A 16,254-nucleotide genomic window follows, 5' to 3' on the forward strand; every position below is an offset into this window, starting at 1 on the left:
CTGGCCTGCGGGCCGTCGCGGACCACCTACGAGATCTTGAGGCCGCGAACAACCCGTGGCAGGCTCCTGCCGCATGATCGATGAATGCGCGAAGGCCGGCCTGCACGGGAGACTGCGGCGGGACCGTGAGGCGCTGCTCTGGAAACTGGACGGCCTGTCCGAATACGACGCCCGCCGGCCCTTGACGGTGACCGGGACCAGCCTCCTCGGTCTGGTCAAGCACGTGGCCACCGTCGAGGCCAGGTACTTCGGCGAGGTCTTCGACCGCCCTTCCCCGGAACCGCTGCCCCGGTGGCAGGAGTCCGACGGCAGCGATCTGTGGGCGACCGCGGACGAGACCCGCGATGAGGTCATCGGGTTCTACCGGCGCACGTGGGAACACGCGGACACGACGATCGACGGGCTTCCCCTCGACGCTCCCGGCCGCGTGCCGTGGTGGCCGGAGCCGTACTCCACCACCACCCTGTTCGCCGTCATGGTCCACGTCCTCGGGGAGTCCGCCCGGCATACCGGTCACGCCGACATCCTGCGCGAAAGCCTCGACGGCCGGACCGGGCTGCGTGCCGAACACGAGAAGCGGATCGACGAGCAGTCCCGCGCGGCCCACTGGGCGAAGGTCGAACAGGCCGCCGGGTCGGCCGTACGGGGGGAGGCCGGGAAGTCCTCCTCCACGAGGTGATGTTCGTGCGGCGCTCTGCCGGTCCGCTGTGGCCGGGACCGGCCCCTCGACCCGGCGGGGCAACGGCGGACGGCCCCGCTCCGCACGGACGTACGGGAAGGCTGGACGGCCCTCCGCTGTTTGCGGCGCGGGCCCGGCCTCTCGTGGGCCTCTTGCAGGAACGGTTCGCCACCGCCACCGCCACCGCCACCGCCGCTGCCGCCGCTGCCCCCGGGTGGGCGGGCCCCGGGGGACGGAGTGCGGGCAGCGTGGGGCAGAGTGCGGGCATGTCCACCACGTATGAGCCCCTGCCGTTCCCTCTGGAGACCGAACGTCTGACGCTCCGGCCGTGGGCCGAGTCCGACGCCCCCGAGTTCTGCGCCCTTCTCTCCGAGCGCGGCAGGGGAACGCCCCCGGTCGAGCGCATCCGCACGTCCATCGCGGAATTTCTCGCCGAGACGGAGCGTACGGGGATCGCCCTCCTGCCCGTCCAGCGCCGCGAGGAGGGCGACTTCATCGGCTACTGCGGTCTGATCGTCGGCCGCACCACCCTGGAGGAGCCCGAGATCGCCTATGAGCTGTTCCGGCGCGTGCACGGACGCGGTTACGCCACCGAGGCGGCCGGTGCGGTGATCGAGGCCGCCGCGGCGACCGGGCGGAAGCGGCTCTGGTCGACCGTCGGCACCTGGAACACGCCGTCGCTCCGCGTGCTGGAGAAGCTCGGGTTCGAACGGGACCGCCTCTCCACGGAGGAGAACGGCGAAGTGGCCTGGCTGACACGCTCGTTGCCCTGACCGCCGACGGCCTGGAGACGCGGTTCCTCCCAGGTCTCGACCACGACTGGGCGGGCGACCCCCGTCTTCCTGCGCCGGTTCGCCGGCCAGGGGGAGACGGGGGGCCCGCCTCGGCGATCCCGGCACGATCACCGGCTGAGGGGGCCCGGCGGCTCCAGGAGACGGCGGGTGTGGACCCGGGCAGCTCCACACCCGCCGTCCGGCGCTGCGCCAGGGCGGGGCGGCGGGGTGGGCCGAAGGGGGTCAGGCCGCTCCGCCGGCTCCTCCCGCGCCCCCGGACGCGGCCTTGATCCCGCCGGTGATCTCGTCCAGGACGCTCAGCTCCGGTGCGTCCTCGCCGACGTCGAAACCGGACCGGACCACGACGAGCATGTTCTTGGAGGTGGGGGAGGGGAACACCAGCGATTCCACGTAGCCGTCGTCGCCCTTCTCCGTCACCACCTTCCAGCGCACGACATAGCCCTTGCCGCCCGCCACCGTGACGGCCTCGGACTTCAGCTCCTCGTGCGAGGTGATCTTCCCGTAGCTCTTGCCGCCGTAGGACTCCTTGGCGTTCACGGCGATGTCCTTCTTCGCCGCCTCCTCCGGCGTCTTCGCCGACAGCTTCACGGCCGCCGCCGGAGCCGAGAACACCCCACCGCGTACACAGGTCTCGGCGGTGTCGCCGGGGCACGGGTGCTCGCCCGTCGTCAATCCGGCGCCGACCATCCCGGACGTTCCCTTCCACCCCTTGGGCACCGGGAGGCTGACCCCGGCGGCGACGTCCGTGGCGAAGCCCGGTTCGGACGGCGGCTGGGCGCCGCGCTCCCGGCCGTCGTCCTGCCCGCCGTTCCCGTTTCCGCCCTTTCCGCCGTCCTCCTCGCCACCGTCCGGTGCGCCGGGGAGCTCGGGGGCGCCGGACGGCGAGGAGGCCGCGGTTCCCGGCCGGCCGCCGTCGTCCTCGCCCAGCAGATACACGCCGCCCCCGATGGCGGCGAGCACCACCGCGCCGGTCGCCACGCCGACGCCGATACGCAGCCCGCGACGGCGCGCCGCTCCGGGCGCCGTACGGACATGGCCGGTCCACTGCCCACCGTCCCACCAGCGTTCCTGGGCGGGGCCTTTGCCTGAGTGCCCGGGGTCTGGGTGCCAGCCGGGCGGGGTCATCTGGGTCACGGGGGCACCCTATGCGGATCGGCTGAGAATCACATGAAACGACCGGGGGTGATCGTCCGTACGCCTGCCGGGGTTCACGGCCCCGGGCGAGCCTCCCGCCCCCACGGCCGGTCAGGGCTCGACCAGCCCGGCCCGGATCGCGTAACGGGTCAGCTCCAGACGGTCGCGCAGACCGAGCTTCTGGAGCAGGTTGGCGCGGTGCCGCTCCACGGTCTTGACGCTGATGACCAGCAGATCGGCGATCTCCTTGGAGGAATGGCCCTCGGCGACCAGTTTGAGGATCTCCTCCTCCCGCTCCGTGACGGCCCGCGCCGGCAGCTCCCCGCCGTTCTTGGCCCGGTCGAGGAAGTCGCGGATGAGCGCGGTCACCGCCCCCGGGTAGAGGAACGGTTCGTCGCGCATCGCCGCCCGGCACGCCTCCACCAGGTCCCGGTCCGCGACCGACTTGAGGACGTAACCGGACGCGCCCGCCTTCAACGCCTCGAAGAAATACTGCTCGTTGTCGTACATGGTGAGCATCAGGATGCGCAGGCCCGGCATGGTCCGGGAGAGTTCACGCGCCGCCTGGAGGCCGGTCAGCCGGGGCATCGCGATGTCCAGGACCGCCAGGTCGGGCTGTACGTCGCGGGCCATCTCGACGGCCTCGGCGCCGTCGCCGGCCTCGGCGACGACCGTCAGCTCCGGTTCGCCGTCGAGGATCAGCCGGACGCCCCGGCGTACGAGGGCGTGGTCGTCCGCCAGCAGGATGCGGGTCAAAGCGGCGGCTCCCCCGGACGGCGTGACGATGGACGGGGAGGTGGGCATGATCACTTGCTTCCGTTCGGTACGGGCACATGGAGTCGGACTTCGGTACCGCCCCGGGGGCCGGGGCCGAGGGAGAGCTCGGCTCCGACCAGCAGGGCGCGCTCGCGCATACCGCGCAGGCCGGCCCCCTCCGGGACGTCGCCGAGGCCGCGGCCGTCGTCGCGGATGCGCAGTTCCACCCCGCCGCGGACGCGCCGCAGCGAGAGGTCGAGCCGGGTGGCGCGGGCGTGCCGGACGGTGTTGGTGAGGGCTTCCTGCGCGATCCGGTAGACGACGAGTTCGGCCTCCGCGCCCAGCTCCGGCAGCTCCTTCTCCAGCCGCCGGCGGATCGTCAATCCGTCCGGCGCCGGCGTCTCGGTGGTCAGCGCCGTCAGCGCGCTCACCAGGCCCAGTTCCTCCAGCACCCCGGGCCGCAGCCGCCGGGCGATCCGGCGGATCTCGTCGAGCGACCCGCGGGCGATCTCCTGGAGCTGCCGCAACTCCTCGCCCAGCGGCTCCGGGGCGTGGTCGGAGACCCGTTTGAGCTCCAGCAGGACCGCGGTCAACGTCTGTCCGACCTCGTCGTGCAGCTCCTGCGCCACGCGGCGGCGCTCGGCCTCCTGCGCGGAGAGCGCACGGGCGTTACTGGCGGCCCGCTCGGCCTCCAGCCGGTCCATCATCGTGTTGAACGTCTCGATCAGCGCGGCGACCTCTCCGTCTCCCGCTACCTCGGGGCGCGGGCTCGGCCGCAGCAGATCGGTGGTCGTCATCGCGCGTGCGACCCGCTGGAGGGGGGAGAGGCCGACGCGGAGCAGCGCCGCGTTGGCCGCGAGCATGAAGGCGATGCCGCCGGTCAGGATCATGGCCTCGGTCAGCAGGACCGGGGTGGAGACGGTGACCGGCCCGAGCAGCAGCAGGGCGCCGGCCGCGACCAGCACGGCGGCGTTGAGCAGGAAGATCCGCCAGAACAGGGACAAGGGGGAACGGCTCCTTCGGAGGGCGGGGGTGTACGGGCCCGCTGACAGCCTCCACCATCACCGCCGCGCGGGGCGACCGGTGCCGCCCGGGCATGCGCGCTCGGCCCTTCCGGCCTTCCGGCCGCCGGGCCGCCAGGTCCGGGACGCCCCTGCCGTCCGGGTCGGCGCCGAGGGCGGACCGCCCACCGCTGATGCCGCCCGGGCCGGTGGCCGTGCGTCGGCCTTCCTTCGCCGGTCGGTTCTGCTCCGGCGGTTCCTCGGCGGGCCTCGCGCCCTCTCCTCTGCAGGGTGCGCACCCCCGGATATGGGTGCTGCCCCTCATGGCGCCGGGGCCCCTCCCCGACGACGATGAGCTCCAGGGCCCCGGGCCCTGCCCCGTGCCGGGCGCGGGACAGGGGTCGCCGGGGCCGGGAGGGCACCCGTACCGGGGAGGGAGACACGCCATGCCCACGTACGACGAGCGGCTGCGCGAGCTGGAGGAACAGCTGCGTCACGACGATCCCGGCTTCGCCGAGGCGATGTCGGGCGGGGTTCCGCGCTCCCCGCGCGAGTACCGCCGGCGCAACGCCTGGCTGTGGCTCCTCGTCGGCCTCGCCGCGCTGGGCGCCGGCATCGCCGCGGGCCACGGGCTCCTGATCGCCGCGGGCCTGGTGGTGTCCGGGGCGGCGGCCCACCTCTTCGACCCGCAGCGCGGACGGCTGCACGGGCGGAACATCCCCTCCACCCGCTGACCGGGCCCCGTTCTCCGCACCGGAGCGGGTGGAGGGCGTCCAGACCCCCGGGCACCGGAGGCGGCGCCCCGAACGGACGCGTAGCCCGGCGAGGCGGCCGGGGCCCAGCCGGAGTGCGGCGGGCCCCCGGTGGTGTGCGCCGGGCCGTGACGGAATCCCGCCTACAGGGCCTGGTCGTGATCGACCGTCACCGCGTCACGGCCGAAGGCGACGCACGTCCGCGCCCCGTCCGCCCAGTGCACGGCGACCGTGTCGCCCACCGCCTCCACCCGGTCCACCGCCCCCGCCGAGGAACCGGCCTCCGGGTCGGCCTCCGGGTCGGCCTCCGGCTCTGCGGTGAGGGAGGCCAGAGCGGCCAGAACCACCGTGCCGCTCACCTCCGCCGCCAGCCGGGGTACGGTCGCCCACCGGGCGAACGCCGTTCCCCGCGGGGCCCGTACGTCCTCGGGAGCCTCCCAGCCGTGCAGCCCCCGCAGCTCCGAGCGCACCGAGCCGCCCGGGCCCACCGCCCAGCCCGTCAGCTCGGCCCGCGCCCCGTCCGGCGCGCCCAGCACCCGGTGCACCCGCAGTTCGTGGCGGCCCCGCGCCACGGTCACGCTCTCCACCCGCAGGCCGGGAACGGTGGACGCGCCCGCCGGGAACACCGGCAGGTGCCAGGAGGCTGCCCAGCCCCAGCCGTCGCCGTGCCCGGAGCCGAGCGGGTGGATGCGCCGGCGTGCGCTGCGCGCGCCGCCCACCGTCACCGACAGGTGGTTGTCCGCCGTGTTGTCCGCCGAGGTCGGGCCGGTCACGGTGGAGTACGCCAGCCGCGCGTAGAGCGGGTCTTCGTCGGCCGCCGACTCGCCCTCGTCCGGGCGGACATGGTCACTGCCGTGGTTGTGCAGGCGCACCACGCCGTCCGCCCGCGTCGACTGCACCAGGAAGCCCGCCGCCGGTACGGACACCACCCGGTCGGGGCCCTCGCTCGGGGCGGCCTCCTCCGGCGCCGTCCACAGCGGGTGCCCGGCGGGGGCCAGCAGGGCCACGAACGCCTTCGAGGCCCAGTAGGGGGACGCGGGACCGGAGTAGGTCTGCAGCGTCGCGGCGTGCGGGCCGTGCCAACCGAGGCTCAGCAACCCGTCGTCCCCGGCCGCCCCGCGCTCCAGGAAGTACCGCAACGACCCGCTGGCCACCCTGCGCGACGCGCCGGGCGCGAGGGGAGTGTGCCCGGTCACCGCGCCCAGGCCCACGGCCGCGCTCGCGGCGAAGCGGTAGGCCAGCGAGCGGCCGAAATACAGGGGGGAGCCGTCGCCGCCGAACATCAGCGCATAGCTCTCCAGGTGTTCGCGCAACCGGGCCCCGTGGCGCGCCGATGAGCGTTCGTCCCCCGCCAGGTGGGCGTCGAGCAGCGGGTACAGGTGCAGTGCCCACCCGTTGTAGTGGTCGAAGGAGCGCCCGTCCCCGTCGGCGTACCAGCCGTCGCCCCGGTACCAGTGCTCCAGCAGCTCCAGCGCTCGTTCCCGGGCCCGTGCCGTCTCGGCGTCGCCCCGCCCCACCGACTCCAGGAACCCGGCGACGGTGTACGGGAAGAGGTACCAGTTGTTGCCCGCCGGAACGTGCCGCAGCGCACCGCGCAGCCAGTGCTCCGCCCGGTCCTGTACGTCGGGCGCCAGCCGGTCCCAGAGCCAGGGCCGGGTGAGCCGGAGGCCGAGGGCCACCGACGCGGACTCCACCATGGGCTGCCCCTGTACGTGGTGGTCCAGGATCAGCGGCCAGGACTCCGCGTCGTCCCGTCCCGGCGTCCGCGTACCGGCGTCGAGTCCGGCCGCGTACCGCTCCAGAAGGCCGTTCGGATCCTTGCCGCCCGACCCCGCGATCCGGAAACCGGCTGCCAGGAGGGTACGCGCGTACCCCTCCAGTCCGTCCGAGCGGACACCCGAGTGCGACGGAGGCCCGGGCAGATCGAGCCGGGCGCCGCCGGGTGTCGCCCACTTCCACGCCGCGTCCAGCAGCCCATCGGCGGCCGCTTCCCAGTGGGCGCGGGTGTAACCGGTGTACGGGCTCGACGTGCGGTCTTCCGGGGGGAGACCGAAGAGGGCGGCAGCAGAGGCGGTCATGGAGGAATCATGATCGACCGATCGAAGAGGGTCAATGAATCGATCAGAAGCGAGGTGGATCGATCAAACAATCACGGTGGGGCGTCCTCGCTCATCCTGACCGCCCTCGGGCGGGCCGCCTCAGGGAAGGAGCAGCCAGTCCGCTCCCACGGCGGCCAGCAGCCCGGCTCCCAGCAGCCAACTGGCCATCCTGGTACGGCCGTTCCTGCTCAGCTCGATCATCACGCCGCACAGGATGAGCGCGAGTCCGTAGACGCCGACCACGAGCACCGACGACCGGCTCGCGATGCGCAGTGCGAGTACCACGGCCATCGCCGCCATGCCCACGGCCGAGAGCAGGACCCGCAGCCGCCGCGCCTGGCGCGGAGTCAACCTCTTCCCGTCCTGCCCGTCCTGCCCGTCCTCGCCCCCCGGGGCGGCCGGTTCGGCGGAACCGGACGGGGCGGCGGGCTCGTTCTGCCCGTCCCCGGCAACCGGGCCGCCGGGGACGGCCGGGGCGGCCGGCCCGTCCGGGCCCCCCGCGGCGTCCGGCCCGTCCGGCCCGTCCGGCTCCTTCTGCCCGTCGCGCTCGTCCCGGGCGCCGGGACCGCCCCCGTCCCCGCCCCGGCCCCCTCCCCGGGGCCCGTCCGCTTCGGCCGCCCTCCCGGCCGCTCCCGTCTCCTCCCGCGTCTTCGGGGCGGCCTCGGCTATGAGGGTGTCGGTGTCCCCGTCCTGCTCGGTCCGCTCGTCGCTCGATCCGTTCTCGTGCTGGTCCCGGTGCTGGTCCCGGTCAGAAGTGCTCATGGAGCCGGATCGTAGTAGCTGGGGACGGTGCCGGTTCCCGGACCCGGTGCGTCCGCCCGACCGGCTCCGGTGCGGCGATCCGGGTCACCTGCGCAGGCGGGGCGCCTCGGCCGCCGCGTCCACCACCGGTCCCGACTCCACCCGGTCCGCCAACTCCCGCGCCCAGCCCGACAGTCCGGCGACCGCGATCCCGTGCGGTGCGGAGCCGACGAACGGGGCGAGCGCCCCCGCGCCCCGGCGCAGCAACCGCGCCCCGCCGGTGGTGTTGCCCCGTGCGGAGTGGGTCAGCCCGACCGCGAGCTGGGCCAGCCCCCGCCAGAGCTCGCGTTCGTCCTGCGGCCCGGACTTCCAGGCGTCCTCGAAGACCTCGTGGGCGTGGAACGGCATCCCCGCGTCCAGCAGCCGTTGCGCCTCCGCCAGTGTTTCCGGAGGCGTGCGCACGACCCCCTCCGGCTGGCGCGCGACGCCGGGCGACCCGTACGGCAGGGGGCGTCCCAGCCCGTCACGGGGGCGCGCGTTGTGCGCCCGGCCCTCGGCATCGCGATCCCTGCGCATCTCGTCCACTACTCGATTGTGCCCCGTACCTGCAAGGAATCATGCGAACCCTGTCGGTGAGCACCCGCGCACGACTAGGCTCGACCGTCGACAAGACTGCCTCTGTGGGAAGGGTGGGCATGAAGCCGTCCCGGCCGTTGTACGAACGTGAACCGGAACTCGCCGCCGCTGCCGAGGCGGTGGACGCTCTGTGCGGTGCGCAGGCCGTCGGAGGGCTCCTGGTCTTCAGCGGGGAGGGCGGGATCGGCAAGACCGCGCTGCTCGACGAGATCCAGTCGATGGCCGCCGACCGCTGCACCGTGTGGTCCGCCCGGGGAGGAGAGACCGTCACCTCCGTACCGTTCCACGTCGTACGGCAGTTGCTGCAGCCCGCACTCGACCAGTTCCCGCCGGACGAGACCCGGGCGCTGTTCGGGGACTGGTACGAGACCACCGCCCCGGCCCTGGGGCTGGCCGAGCCGAGCGGGCCCCAGCCCGACCCCCAAGGTGTGCGCGACGGCCTGGACTTCGTCGTCGGCCGGCTCGCGTCCCGGCTCAGCCACCGCCCGTTGCTGCTCATCGTGGACGACGCCCACTGGGCGGACGGCGAATCCCTCGCCTGGCTTTCCTCGTTCACCGCGCGCCTCGGTGAACTGCCGGTCCTGGTGGTGCAGGCGCACCGCCCGCAGGAGCTGGCCGAACGCGACGCCAACTACATCGCGGACCGTGCCGCCGAGCGCGCCCAGGGCAGTCAGGGCAGGGTCACCCGCGTCGCCCTGCGCGCCCTCACACCGGACGCCACCGCCGTACTGGTCCGGGCGGCGCTGGGCGAACACGCCGACGACCCGTTCTGCCGCGAGGTGTGGGCCGTCACCGGAGGCAACCCGTACGAGGCGGTCGAACTGGTCGCCAAGGTCCAGGACCACGAACTGCCTCCGGTGGAGGAATCGGCGGGCGAACTGCGGGCGCTCGGCGCCTCCGCCAGGGGCAGCGGGCTGGTCGCCCGTCTGGAGCGGCTCGGCACGAACGCCAACCGGTTCGCCTGGGCAGCGGCCGTCCTCGGCACCGACATCTCGCAGGAACTGGCCGCCACCCTCGCCGGGATGAGTTCGGCGGAGGCCGCCGACTGCACGGCCCGGCTGCGCGACGCCCGTATCGTCAGCGGCTTCGATCCGTTGGAGTTCGTCCACCCGCTCATCGCCTCCGCCGTCTACCGCTCGATCCCTCCGGCCACCCGCACCGCCATGCACGGGCGTGCCGCCTGGGCGATCACCCGGGCCGGTCTCGGAGCCGCCGCGGCCTCCCGGCACCTGCTGGAGGTCCACCCGGACGACGACCAGGAGCTGGTCGCCCAGCTGCGGGAAGCCGCCGGCCAGCACCTCGCCGTCGGCGCGCCCGAAGCGGCCCGCCGCTGCCTGGAGCGGGCGCTGGAGGAGCCGCCGCGCCCCAAGGACCGGGCCGTCCTGCTGTACGAGCTGGGCTGCGCGACGCTCCTCAGCTCACCGCCCACCACGGTCCAGCACCTGCGCGCCGCCCTGGACATGCCGGGGCTCGACGACGGTCTGCGGATCGACGCCACCTTCCGGCTCGCCGCCGCGCTCGCCCACAACAACCAGCTCAAGGAAGCGGCGATCTCGCTGGCCGCCGAGGCCGCGCGCACCGCACCCGGCCCCGGGCTGATGCGGTTGCAGGCAGCCCACTTCATGTGGGAGGGCATGCAGGCCGTCGAGGAGGACGGTCCGACCCGCTCCCGGCGGCTCACCCTCAACGCCGACCACCTCAAGGGCCGCGACAACGCCGAGCGGGCACTGCTCACCCTGCGGGCCTTCGACGGGATGCTGCGCGGCGAGAACGCCCAGCTCATCGTGGACCTCTGCGAACGCGCCCTGATCGACGGAAGCCCCGCCCGCGGGCTCGGCTGGACCGACACCGAGTGGGGTTTCGAGTTCCCCACCATGGTCGGCATCACCTACACCTTCGTCGATCAGCTCGACCGCGCCGAAAGCCTCTTCGGCGAAGCGGTCCGGGCCTTCGAGATCTCCGGCTGGAGCGGGGCCCACCTGGCGTTCGCCCACACCCTGCTCGGTATGGTCCACCGCCGTCGCGGGCGTCTCGCGGAGGCCGAGGGCTTCCTGCGCGAGGGGCTGCGCCTCGCCGACCGTGTCGGCTCGGGGCTGCCCGTCCACTGGGACGCGACGTGTCTGCTCATCGACACCCTGCTGGCCCGGGGCCGTACCGAGGAGGCCCGCGGCATCGCCGACCGCTACCACTTCGGGCCGCCCTACCCCAGCGCCATGGTCCTGCCGGACGGGCCGTGCATCCGGGGCCGGCTGCTGCTGGCGGAGGGCCGCACGAAGGAGGCGATCGCCGAGCTCGAAGCGGCGGGCGCCGCCCTGGAGGCGAGGGAGCGTTTCAACGGCGTCTGGGCTCCCTGGGCCGGCGACCTGGCGCGGGCGCTGGCCCAGGAGGACCCGGCCCGCGCGGCCCATCTCGCCGCCCGCAACCGTATGCACGCCGAACGGTTCGGCACACCCACCGCCATGGGCGAGGCCCTGCGCTGTGTCGCCCTGTTCGCACCGCCGGAGCGGTCCGCGCAGCTGCTCGCCGAGGCGGTGGGCCACCTGGAGAGGTCCACCTCCTCCTACGAGCACGCCCTCGCCCGGGTCGAGTACGGCATCGCGATCGGTTCGCACCGGGAGCTGGCCCGTGCGCAGAAGCAGGCGATGGCCTGCGGAGCCGAGGGCCTGGCCGCCCGCGCCCAACAGGCGCGTGCGTCGATCCGGTCCTCTGAGTGAGGTAATGTTTGTCCTGCGCGGCCACCCGGGAAACCGGGGGGAAACGCGGCGGGACGTGGCGCAGCTTGGTAGCGCACTTGACTGGGGGTCAAGGGGTCGCAGGTTCAAATCCTGTCGTCCCGACTGGAGACAGTCGTAGATCAGGGCCGGTTTCGGAGTAATCCGAGACCGGCCCTTGATCATTTTTTGGGGACCAGAGGGACAGCCCTGCTCGCCCTGGCTCACTTGCGGTGCGGTGACACCTGAGCCAGGCCGGCCGCCGGGTTCGGGATCGCGACCGTCTACCGCTACATCCGCGAAGCTGTCGAGGCCCTGGCCGTGCTCGCCCCGTCCCTGGCCGAGGCGATGCACACGATCCAGGCGAAGGCGTTCGCCATCCCCGACGGCGCCCTGCTGCCGATCGACCGCCTCGCCGAGTCAGCGTGCCGGGACCGGGTCCGTCGGAATCATCCGGCGACGGAGCCGTGGGCGGTGGCAGCTGCGGCGTCCGGGTGGATGGCGAAGACCTGGTCCAAGCCGACGATGCGCAGGATGCGGGCGGTGTTGGCAGGCACTGCGGCCAGGGCTATGCCCCCTCCCTGTTCGACGGCCACGCTCCGGGCGGAGAGCAGGGCGCTGATCCCGCTGGAGTCGCAGAACTCCAGACCTGCCAGATCCAGGACCAACAGCTGCCCTACGGCAACAGTCACGCCGTCCACGGCCTTGCGCAGTTCGGATGCCGTGTAGTGGTCGAGGTCACCGGCGATCTCCAGTACGGGACCGGTGCCGGCGTCGCGGATGGTGATCGTGAGTGGGCTCATGTCAGGTCTTCGCTCGCGGAGGTGGGGCGGGCGGCGGGCACGCCGAGGGCGAGTAGCGCGGTGTCGTCGTCGAGTCCGTCGCCGAAGGAGGTCAGCAGCCCGCTCAGGGCGGTGATCAGGGCCTGGGGTCCCGCTGGCGGCTGGGCGGCGGTGAAGGTGCGTAGGGCGTCCTCGCCGTACAGCTCACGTTCGGGTCCGATGCGGGCTTCGGTGAGGCCGTCGGTGTACAGGAGCAGCGTGTCGCCGGGCAGCAGATCGGTGCGGGCGGCGGTGAACGGGGCCTGCGGCAGGACGCCGATGAGCAGTCCGCCGGGGGTGGGGAGGTAGTCGGCGCTGCCGTCCGCGCGCTGGATCAGTGCGGAGGGGTGGCCGCCGGAAGCCAGGTGCACACCGACGTGGCCGTCGCCGGGTTCGAGGACGCCGAATATGGCGGTGCAGTAGCGTCCCTCGCCGCTGGCGTACCGCTCGTGCAGCACGGTGTTCAGGGTGGTGAGCACGGTGACGGGGTCGGCGTTGTGCAGGGCGGCGGCGCGCAGGGTGTAGCGGGCCAACGAGGTGACGGCTGCGGCCTGGGGGCCCTTGCCGCACACGTCGCCGAGGAAGAACGCCCACCGCCCGGGGCCCAGGGGGAACAAGTCGTAGAAGTCTCCGCCCAGCAGGTCCGGGGAGGCCGTGTGGTAGTAGGAGCCGGCTTCGAGGCCCGGCACCACGGGCAGCGCGGTGGGCAGCAGGCTCTGCTGGAGGACGGCGAGGGCTTCTTGGAGCCGGGCGCGATCGGCCTCGGACCGCCGACGGGCTTCTTCGGCCGCCTTGCGGCCGCGCAGCAGCTCTGCCTCGTAGGCGCGGCGGTCGCGGGCGTCGAAGACGGTGGTGCGGATCAGCATCGGCTCGCCGTCCTGGCTGGTCTTCACCTTCGAGGTGACCAGCACCGCCATCCGCTGCTTTCCGGCGGCCTTGATGTCCAGGGCGATGCCGTTGACCTCGCCCTTCATCTGCAACAGCGGTGCGAAGTGCGTCTCGTGATACAGCTTGCCGCCCACCGTGAGCAGGTCGATGAACTGCATCCGCCCCACCACCCGGGACCGGTCCAGACCCAGCCAGTCCAGCAGGGTGGTGTTGATCTTGGCGATGGTGCCGTCCATCAGCGTGGACAGGTATCCGCACGGGGCCTGCTCGTACAGCTCCTCGGCACTGTCCTCCAAGAGCGAGGTGAACACCGCGTCCGTGGCGTCCACGTCCTGCTCCTCACCCGGCTCGGGCCCTTGGTCGGTGCGGCACATCATCAGGCCGCACTCATGAAGTCGACGATCGCCCGCGCGGTGGCCTGCGGCGCGCTCAGCTGCGGGCAGTGCCCCGTCGCCTCCAGGGTGACCAGCCGGCTGCCGGGGATCGTGTCGCGGACGTAGGCGCCCACCTCCCGGGGAGCGATCACGTCCTGCCGACACTCCAGGACCAGCGTCGGCACCGTGACCGTCTTCAGGTCCTGGCGGCTGTCGGAGAGGAACGTCGTGCGGGCGAAGACGCGCGCCATGTCCGGGTCGGTCGCACAGAACGAGGCCGTCAGCTCCTGACCGAGTTCGGGCCGGTCCGCGTTGCCCATGATGACCGGGGCCATCGCTGCCGACCAGCCCAGGTAGTTCGACTCCAGCGACTCCAGCAGCTCGTCGATGTCCTCGGCGCTGAATCCGCCCCGGTAACCCTCATCATCGATGTAGCACGGAGAGGGCGCGACCATCACCAACCGGGAGATCCGCTCCGGCGCCTTCGCGGTCGCGAGCACCCCGACCATCGCGCTGACCGAGTGCCCGACGAAGGCCACGTCCCGCAGGTCGAACTCTTCGCAGACCTGCAGCACGTCCCGTGCGTAGCCCTCCAGGGAGCTGTAGCGCCGCTCGTCCCAGGCCGACGGGTCGGCCTTGCCCGAGCCCACGTAGTCGAAGAGCACCAACCGGTAGTTCTCGGCCAGGGCGGGGACCACCAGGCGCCACATGTTCTGGTCACAGCCAAACCCGTGAGCCAGCATGACCACCGGTCCGTCCGCACGGCCGGTGACAGTGACGTTGTTCCTGCGACGGATATCCATACCCGCCAGCTTCCCATCCCCCCGTTCCGCCCCGGCGCAGGGGCCCGGTAACCCCGGTGCCCCCCTGCGGTAAGTCCAAGATCACGGGTCCGGCACCCCCCTGTCCGGATGTTTCCGGAGGCTCGTGCGGTCCCAGAGGAACGACGTTCGGGAGAGCCCCGCGTGCGGGCGGCTCGGACCCGGGAAGCCCACCGAGGACCTGGTCGACCAGGTCCTCGAGCAGCTCCCCCACCTGCGGCCGTGACCTGCCTCAGCACCAAGAATCCGCCGGTGGAGCCGGCCCTGCTTCTGGTCCCTCAGCGGTCTCCTCGACTGGCGGGAGGGACCGGGCGGGGGTGACGAGCCCGACAGGCGGGGCCTGGTAGTTCGAGGGGTTGCTGTCGGAGGAGCTGGGAAAGGGGATGTGTCGGCGTACATCCGAACGTGCGCCGATCGGTACGGATCAAAGTGCACGACCTTGATCTGCTGCTCGTCTGTCCGCAAGGGCGGGCGCTCTCGCGGTGGCTTCACTCCACCGGCATGGCCCGCGCCGCCTGTTGTGTCTTCAGCGCGTGGCCCGGTCGGCTGTTTCTCTCGTGATGTCGGCGTAGAGGCGGAAGAGGGCCGGGCGGGCCTCGCCCCGGTCGCGTTGGTGCAGGGCCGCCCAGCACCGGGCGATGAGCTCCCGGGCCTGGGTGCCGGGCCAGGGCCGGGGCAGGAGCTGAGGCGGCAGCAGCGGGTCGGGCTCCATGGCGCGGGTGAGTTCGGCGGCCAACTCGACAGCGATGGTGAGAAGTGCGGCCGGGGAGAGTTCGACGGGACCGGTGAGCCGGGCGAGGCGGGGCCGGGCGATGCGGCCGAGGCGGTGGTAGCGGTCGGCGATCTCCTGGAGAGGCCACAGACGCCGGGCGAGTTCGGCGGGCTCCCGGATGTCGCCCCTGCGCAGGTCGGTCGTGGTGAGGAGGGTGAGCGCATCGTGGGCGCCGAGGCGGTGGGCCGCTTCTTCGACGTACGGTTCCCATGGGTTGGCGCAGACGTACAGTCCGCCCTGGAGCGGGGCGCCGCCGAGGTGGACGAGTGTCTCGCGCAAGGTGTCCCGGGCGGTGCGCGCCGATTCGGGCACCGCGAAGGCGGCCAGGTGCCAGACTCCGTCCCAGGGTGCGAGCCCGGCGTCCTGTTGGAATGCGTGCCGCAGGAAGTCCGCATGGGGGGCGAGGGCACGCACGGTGTCCGTGGTCGCGTGCAGTTCCGCCTTGCGGCCCCGGCCTTCGTGGGTGAATCGGCCTTCGGTCACGAGGCGTTTGACGCACAGCCGTACCTGCTGGTCGCTCATGCCCAGAGTGTTGGCGACGGTGTACAGCTCGTCCGCGTCCACGGCGCCGTCCTCGCGGATCAGCGCGTGGACGAGCATGCGGGTGGGGATCTCGACGTGGTCGGTGTCGGCGCTCACAGTTCTCCCGCCCCTCCTGTTCCGACCGGGCGGTGCATGGTGGTCACCGCGCCGAATCCGAACAGCCCGCGCAGGTAGGGCGTGTACTCGGTCCGTACGGCCGTGAAGCCGCGCCGCTCGTACAGGGCCCTGGCGCGTGGGTTGGTGTCGATCACGTCCAGTCTGATCTCCCGGCAGCCCTGCTCCGCCGCGACGGCGGCCACCTCCTCGATGAGCAGGCCTCCGACGCCGCGGCCGCGCATGTCCGGGTCCACGGCGATGCCGTCCATGACGAGCTGTCCGGGGGCCGGGCGACGTTCGAACAGGGAGAGGAGCAGGAGTCGGTGCAGTCCACGCAGGCGCCCGTAAGCGCGCAGGACGGCGCGGGCCGATCCTCCGGTGAAGGCCCGCCCGCCGTGGTGGTAGCCGGCGAGGCCGACGAGCTGCCCGTCGAGGAGTGCGCAGACCGCTCGATCGGTGTTCAGGTGGGCGGCGATAAAGGGCACCGCCTTGCTCGCCGGGTTCAGGGCGGGACCGAGTTTGCGGCCGAAGGCGTCCCAGTACAGCTCGGCCACCCGCCGCTCGGCTCCAGCCGGAACACCCCGCCGCACCGTCATCGGTCCGGCCGCGGGCCCTGTCGTGTCCACTCCCATGCCG

The 16,254-nt window shown here is 73.0% G+C and carries 15 protein-coding genes, 1 tRNA gene and 1 pseudogene; 6 read left to right on the plus strand and 11 right to left on the minus strand.

Annotation, left to right across the window (positions count from 1 at the left end; genetic code table 11):
- The first annotated feature begins 73 nt into the window (after positions 1 to 73).
- Together ACH4K1_RS24735 and ACH4K1_RS24740 are read left to right on the plus strand one after the other, a co-directional pair.
- Positions 74 to 679: a DinB family protein gene (locus tag ACH4K1_RS24735; RefSeq protein WP_398091593.1), complete on the plus strand. Its 606-nt coding sequence runs from the start codon at positions 74 to 76 to the stop codon at positions 677 to 679.
- 266 nt (positions 680 to 945) lie between these two features.
- On the plus strand, positions 946 to 1,452 hold the full coding sequence (locus tag ACH4K1_RS24740; RefSeq protein ID WP_398091595.1) for a GNAT family N-acetyltransferase: 507 nt from the start codon (positions 946 to 948) through the stop codon (positions 1,450 to 1,452).
- Positions 1,453 to 1,695: 243 nt separating this feature from the next.
- On the opposite strand, the gene ACH4K1_RS24745 is transcribed toward ACH4K1_RS24740, so the two are convergent.
- The 3 genes from ACH4K1_RS24745 to ACH4K1_RS24755 form a co-directional block, all read right to left on the minus strand.
- Positions 1,696 to 2,607 carry a DUF2510 domain-containing protein gene (locus tag ACH4K1_RS24745; RefSeq protein WP_398091597.1) on the minus strand — a complete coding sequence of 304 codons (912 nt, stop codon included), beginning with the start codon at positions 2,605 to 2,607 and terminating at the stop codon, positions 1,696 to 1,698.
- Between the two features lie 111 nt (positions 2,608 to 2,718).
- Positions 2,719 to 3,411, minus strand: a complete 693-nt coding sequence (locus tag ACH4K1_RS24750) for a response regulator (protein WP_398091599.1) — start codon at positions 3,409 to 3,411, stop codon at positions 2,719 to 2,721.
- A gap of 2 nt (positions 3,412 to 3,413) precedes the next feature.
- The gene (locus ACH4K1_RS24755; RefSeq protein ID WP_398091601.1) at positions 3,414 to 4,367 is read right to left on the minus strand and encodes a HAMP domain-containing sensor histidine kinase; all 954 of its coding nucleotides are present in this window, start codon (positions 4,365 to 4,367) and stop codon (positions 3,414 to 3,416) included.
- Positions 4,368 to 4,810: 443 nt separating this feature from the next.
- Between ACH4K1_RS24755 and ACH4K1_RS24760 the strand changes: the two genes are divergently transcribed.
- The gene (locus tag ACH4K1_RS24760) at positions 4,811 to 5,098 is read left to right on the plus strand and encodes a DUF3040 domain-containing protein (protein ID WP_398091602.1); all 288 of its coding nucleotides are present in this window, start codon (positions 4,811 to 4,813) and stop codon (positions 5,096 to 5,098) included.
- A 161-nt stretch (positions 5,099 to 5,259) separates the two neighbouring features.
- Here the strand turns inward: ACH4K1_RS24760 and ACH4K1_RS24765 are convergent, their stop codons facing one another.
- The 3 genes from ACH4K1_RS24765 to ACH4K1_RS24775 form a co-directional block, all read right to left on the minus strand.
- The gene (locus ACH4K1_RS24765; RefSeq protein WP_398091604.1) at positions 5,260 to 7,194 is read right to left on the minus strand and encodes a DUF2264 domain-containing protein; all 1,935 of its coding nucleotides are present in this window, start codon (positions 7,192 to 7,194) and stop codon (positions 5,260 to 5,262) included.
- A gap of 120 nt (positions 7,195 to 7,314) precedes the next feature.
- Positions 7,315 to 7,977 (minus strand): hypothetical protein, encoded by a 663-nt coding sequence (locus ACH4K1_RS24770; protein ID WP_398091606.1) that lies wholly within the window; start codon positions 7,975 to 7,977, stop codon positions 7,315 to 7,317.
- A gap of 84 nt (positions 7,978 to 8,061) precedes the next feature.
- Entirely contained in the window at positions 8,062 to 8,541 is a 480-nt protein-coding gene (locus ACH4K1_RS24775) for a DUF309 domain-containing protein (RefSeq protein WP_398091608.1), read from the minus strand.
- A gap of 110 nt (positions 8,542 to 8,651) precedes the next feature.
- Between ACH4K1_RS24775 and ACH4K1_RS24780 the strand changes: the two genes are divergently transcribed.
- The 3 genes and pseudogenes from ACH4K1_RS24780 to ACH4K1_RS24790 all read left to right on the plus strand — a co-directional run.
- Complete coding sequence (locus tag ACH4K1_RS24780; RefSeq protein ID WP_398091610.1) at positions 8,652 to 11,306, plus strand: ATP-binding protein; 2,655 nt, start codon at positions 8,652 to 8,654, stop codon at positions 11,304 to 11,306.
- Positions 11,307 to 11,355: 49 nt separating this feature from the next.
- A tRNA-Pro gene (locus ACH4K1_RS24785) sits at positions 11,356 to 11,429 on the plus strand.
- Between the two features lie 69 nt (positions 11,430 to 11,498).
- Positions 11,499 to 11,720: pseudogene (locus ACH4K1_RS24790) on the plus strand (transposase family protein); the annotation flags it as partial.
- A gap of 32 nt (positions 11,721 to 11,752) precedes the next feature.
- Here ACH4K1_RS24790 and ACH4K1_RS24795 read toward each other — a convergent pair.
- The 5 genes from ACH4K1_RS24795 to ACH4K1_RS24815 all read right to left on the minus strand — a co-directional run bounded on the left by ACH4K1_RS24795 (position 11,753) and on the right by ACH4K1_RS24815 (position 16,250).
- Positions 11,753 to 12,106: an STAS domain-containing protein gene (locus ACH4K1_RS24795; RefSeq protein ID WP_398091612.1), complete on the minus strand. Its 354-nt coding sequence runs from the start codon at positions 12,104 to 12,106 to the stop codon at positions 11,753 to 11,755.
- Positions 12,103 to 13,386 (minus strand): SpoIIE family protein phosphatase, encoded by a 1,284-nt coding sequence (locus tag ACH4K1_RS24800; protein ID WP_398091751.1) that lies wholly within the window; start codon positions 13,384 to 13,386, stop codon positions 12,103 to 12,105. Before ACH4K1_RS24800 ends, ACH4K1_RS24795 begins: the two co-directional genes overlap by 4 nt.
- Before the next feature lie 2 nt (positions 13,387 to 13,388).
- Positions 13,389 to 14,189 carry an alpha/beta fold hydrolase gene (locus ACH4K1_RS24805; RefSeq protein ID WP_398091613.1) on the minus strand — a complete coding sequence of 267 codons (801 nt, stop codon included), beginning with the start codon at positions 14,187 to 14,189 and terminating at the stop codon, positions 13,389 to 13,391.
- Between the two features lie 544 nt (positions 14,190 to 14,733).
- Positions 14,734 to 15,579 (minus strand): PaaX family transcriptional regulator C-terminal domain-containing protein, encoded by an 846-nt coding sequence (locus tag ACH4K1_RS24810; protein ID WP_398091752.1) that lies wholly within the window; start codon positions 15,577 to 15,579, stop codon positions 14,734 to 14,736.
- Between the two features lie 35 nt (positions 15,580 to 15,614).
- Positions 15,615 to 16,250 carry a GNAT family N-acetyltransferase gene (locus ACH4K1_RS24815; RefSeq protein ID WP_398091615.1) on the minus strand — a complete coding sequence of 212 codons (636 nt, stop codon included), beginning with the start codon at positions 16,248 to 16,250 and terminating at the stop codon, positions 15,615 to 15,617.
- Positions 16,251 to 16,254: the final 4 nt, after the last annotated feature.

The sequence above is a fragment of the Streptomyces sp. NPDC017448 genome (genome assembly GCF_044330565.1).
Classification (GTDB): domain Bacteria; phylum Actinomycetota; class Actinomycetes; order Streptomycetales; family Streptomycetaceae; genus Streptomyces.

Excerpts from the sequence above, each read along its gene's own strand:
- ACH4K1_RS24750 (WP_398091599.1), bottom strand. The coding sequence starts at position 3,411 with ATGCCCACCTCCCCGTCCATCGTCACGCCGTCCGGGGGAGCCGCCGCT.
- ACH4K1_RS24735 (WP_398091593.1), top strand. The coding sequence starts at position 74 with ATGATCGATGAATGCGCGAAGGCCGGCCTGCACGGGAGACTGCGGCGG.
- ACH4K1_RS24805 (WP_398091613.1), bottom strand. The coding sequence starts at position 14,189 with ATGGATATCCGTCGCAGGAACAACGTCACTGTCACCGGCCGTGCGGAC.
- ACH4K1_RS24770 (WP_398091606.1), bottom strand. The coding sequence starts at position 7,977 with ATGAGCACTTCTGACCGGGACCAGCACCGGGACCAGCACGAGAACGGA.
- ACH4K1_RS24815 (WP_398091615.1), bottom strand. The coding sequence starts at position 16,250 with ATGGGAGTGGACACGACAGGGCCCGCGGCCGGACCGATGACGGTGCGG.
- ACH4K1_RS24780 (WP_398091610.1), top strand. The coding sequence starts at position 8,652 with ATGAAGCCGTCCCGGCCGTTGTACGAACGTGAACCGGAACTCGCCGCC.
- ACH4K1_RS24800 (WP_398091751.1), bottom strand. The coding sequence starts at position 13,386 with ATGTGCCGCACCGACCAAGGGCCCGAGCCGGGTGAGGAGCAGGACGTG.
- ACH4K1_RS24810 (WP_398091752.1), bottom strand. The coding sequence starts at position 15,579 with ATGCTCGTCCACGCGCTGATCCGCGAGGACGGCGCCGTGGACGCGGAC.
- ACH4K1_RS24740 (WP_398091595.1), top strand. The coding sequence starts at position 946 with ATGTCCACCACGTATGAGCCCCTGCCGTTCCCTCTGGAGACCGAACGT.
- ACH4K1_RS24765 (WP_398091604.1), bottom strand. The coding sequence starts at position 7,194 with ATGACCGCCTCTGCTGCCGCCCTCTTCGGTCTCCCCCCGGAAGACCGC.
- ACH4K1_RS24760 (WP_398091602.1), top strand. The coding sequence starts at position 4,811 with ATGCCCACGTACGACGAGCGGCTGCGCGAGCTGGAGGAACAGCTGCGT.
- ACH4K1_RS24795 (WP_398091612.1), bottom strand. The coding sequence starts at position 12,106 with ATGAGCCCACTCACGATCACCATCCGCGACGCCGGCACCGGTCCCGTA.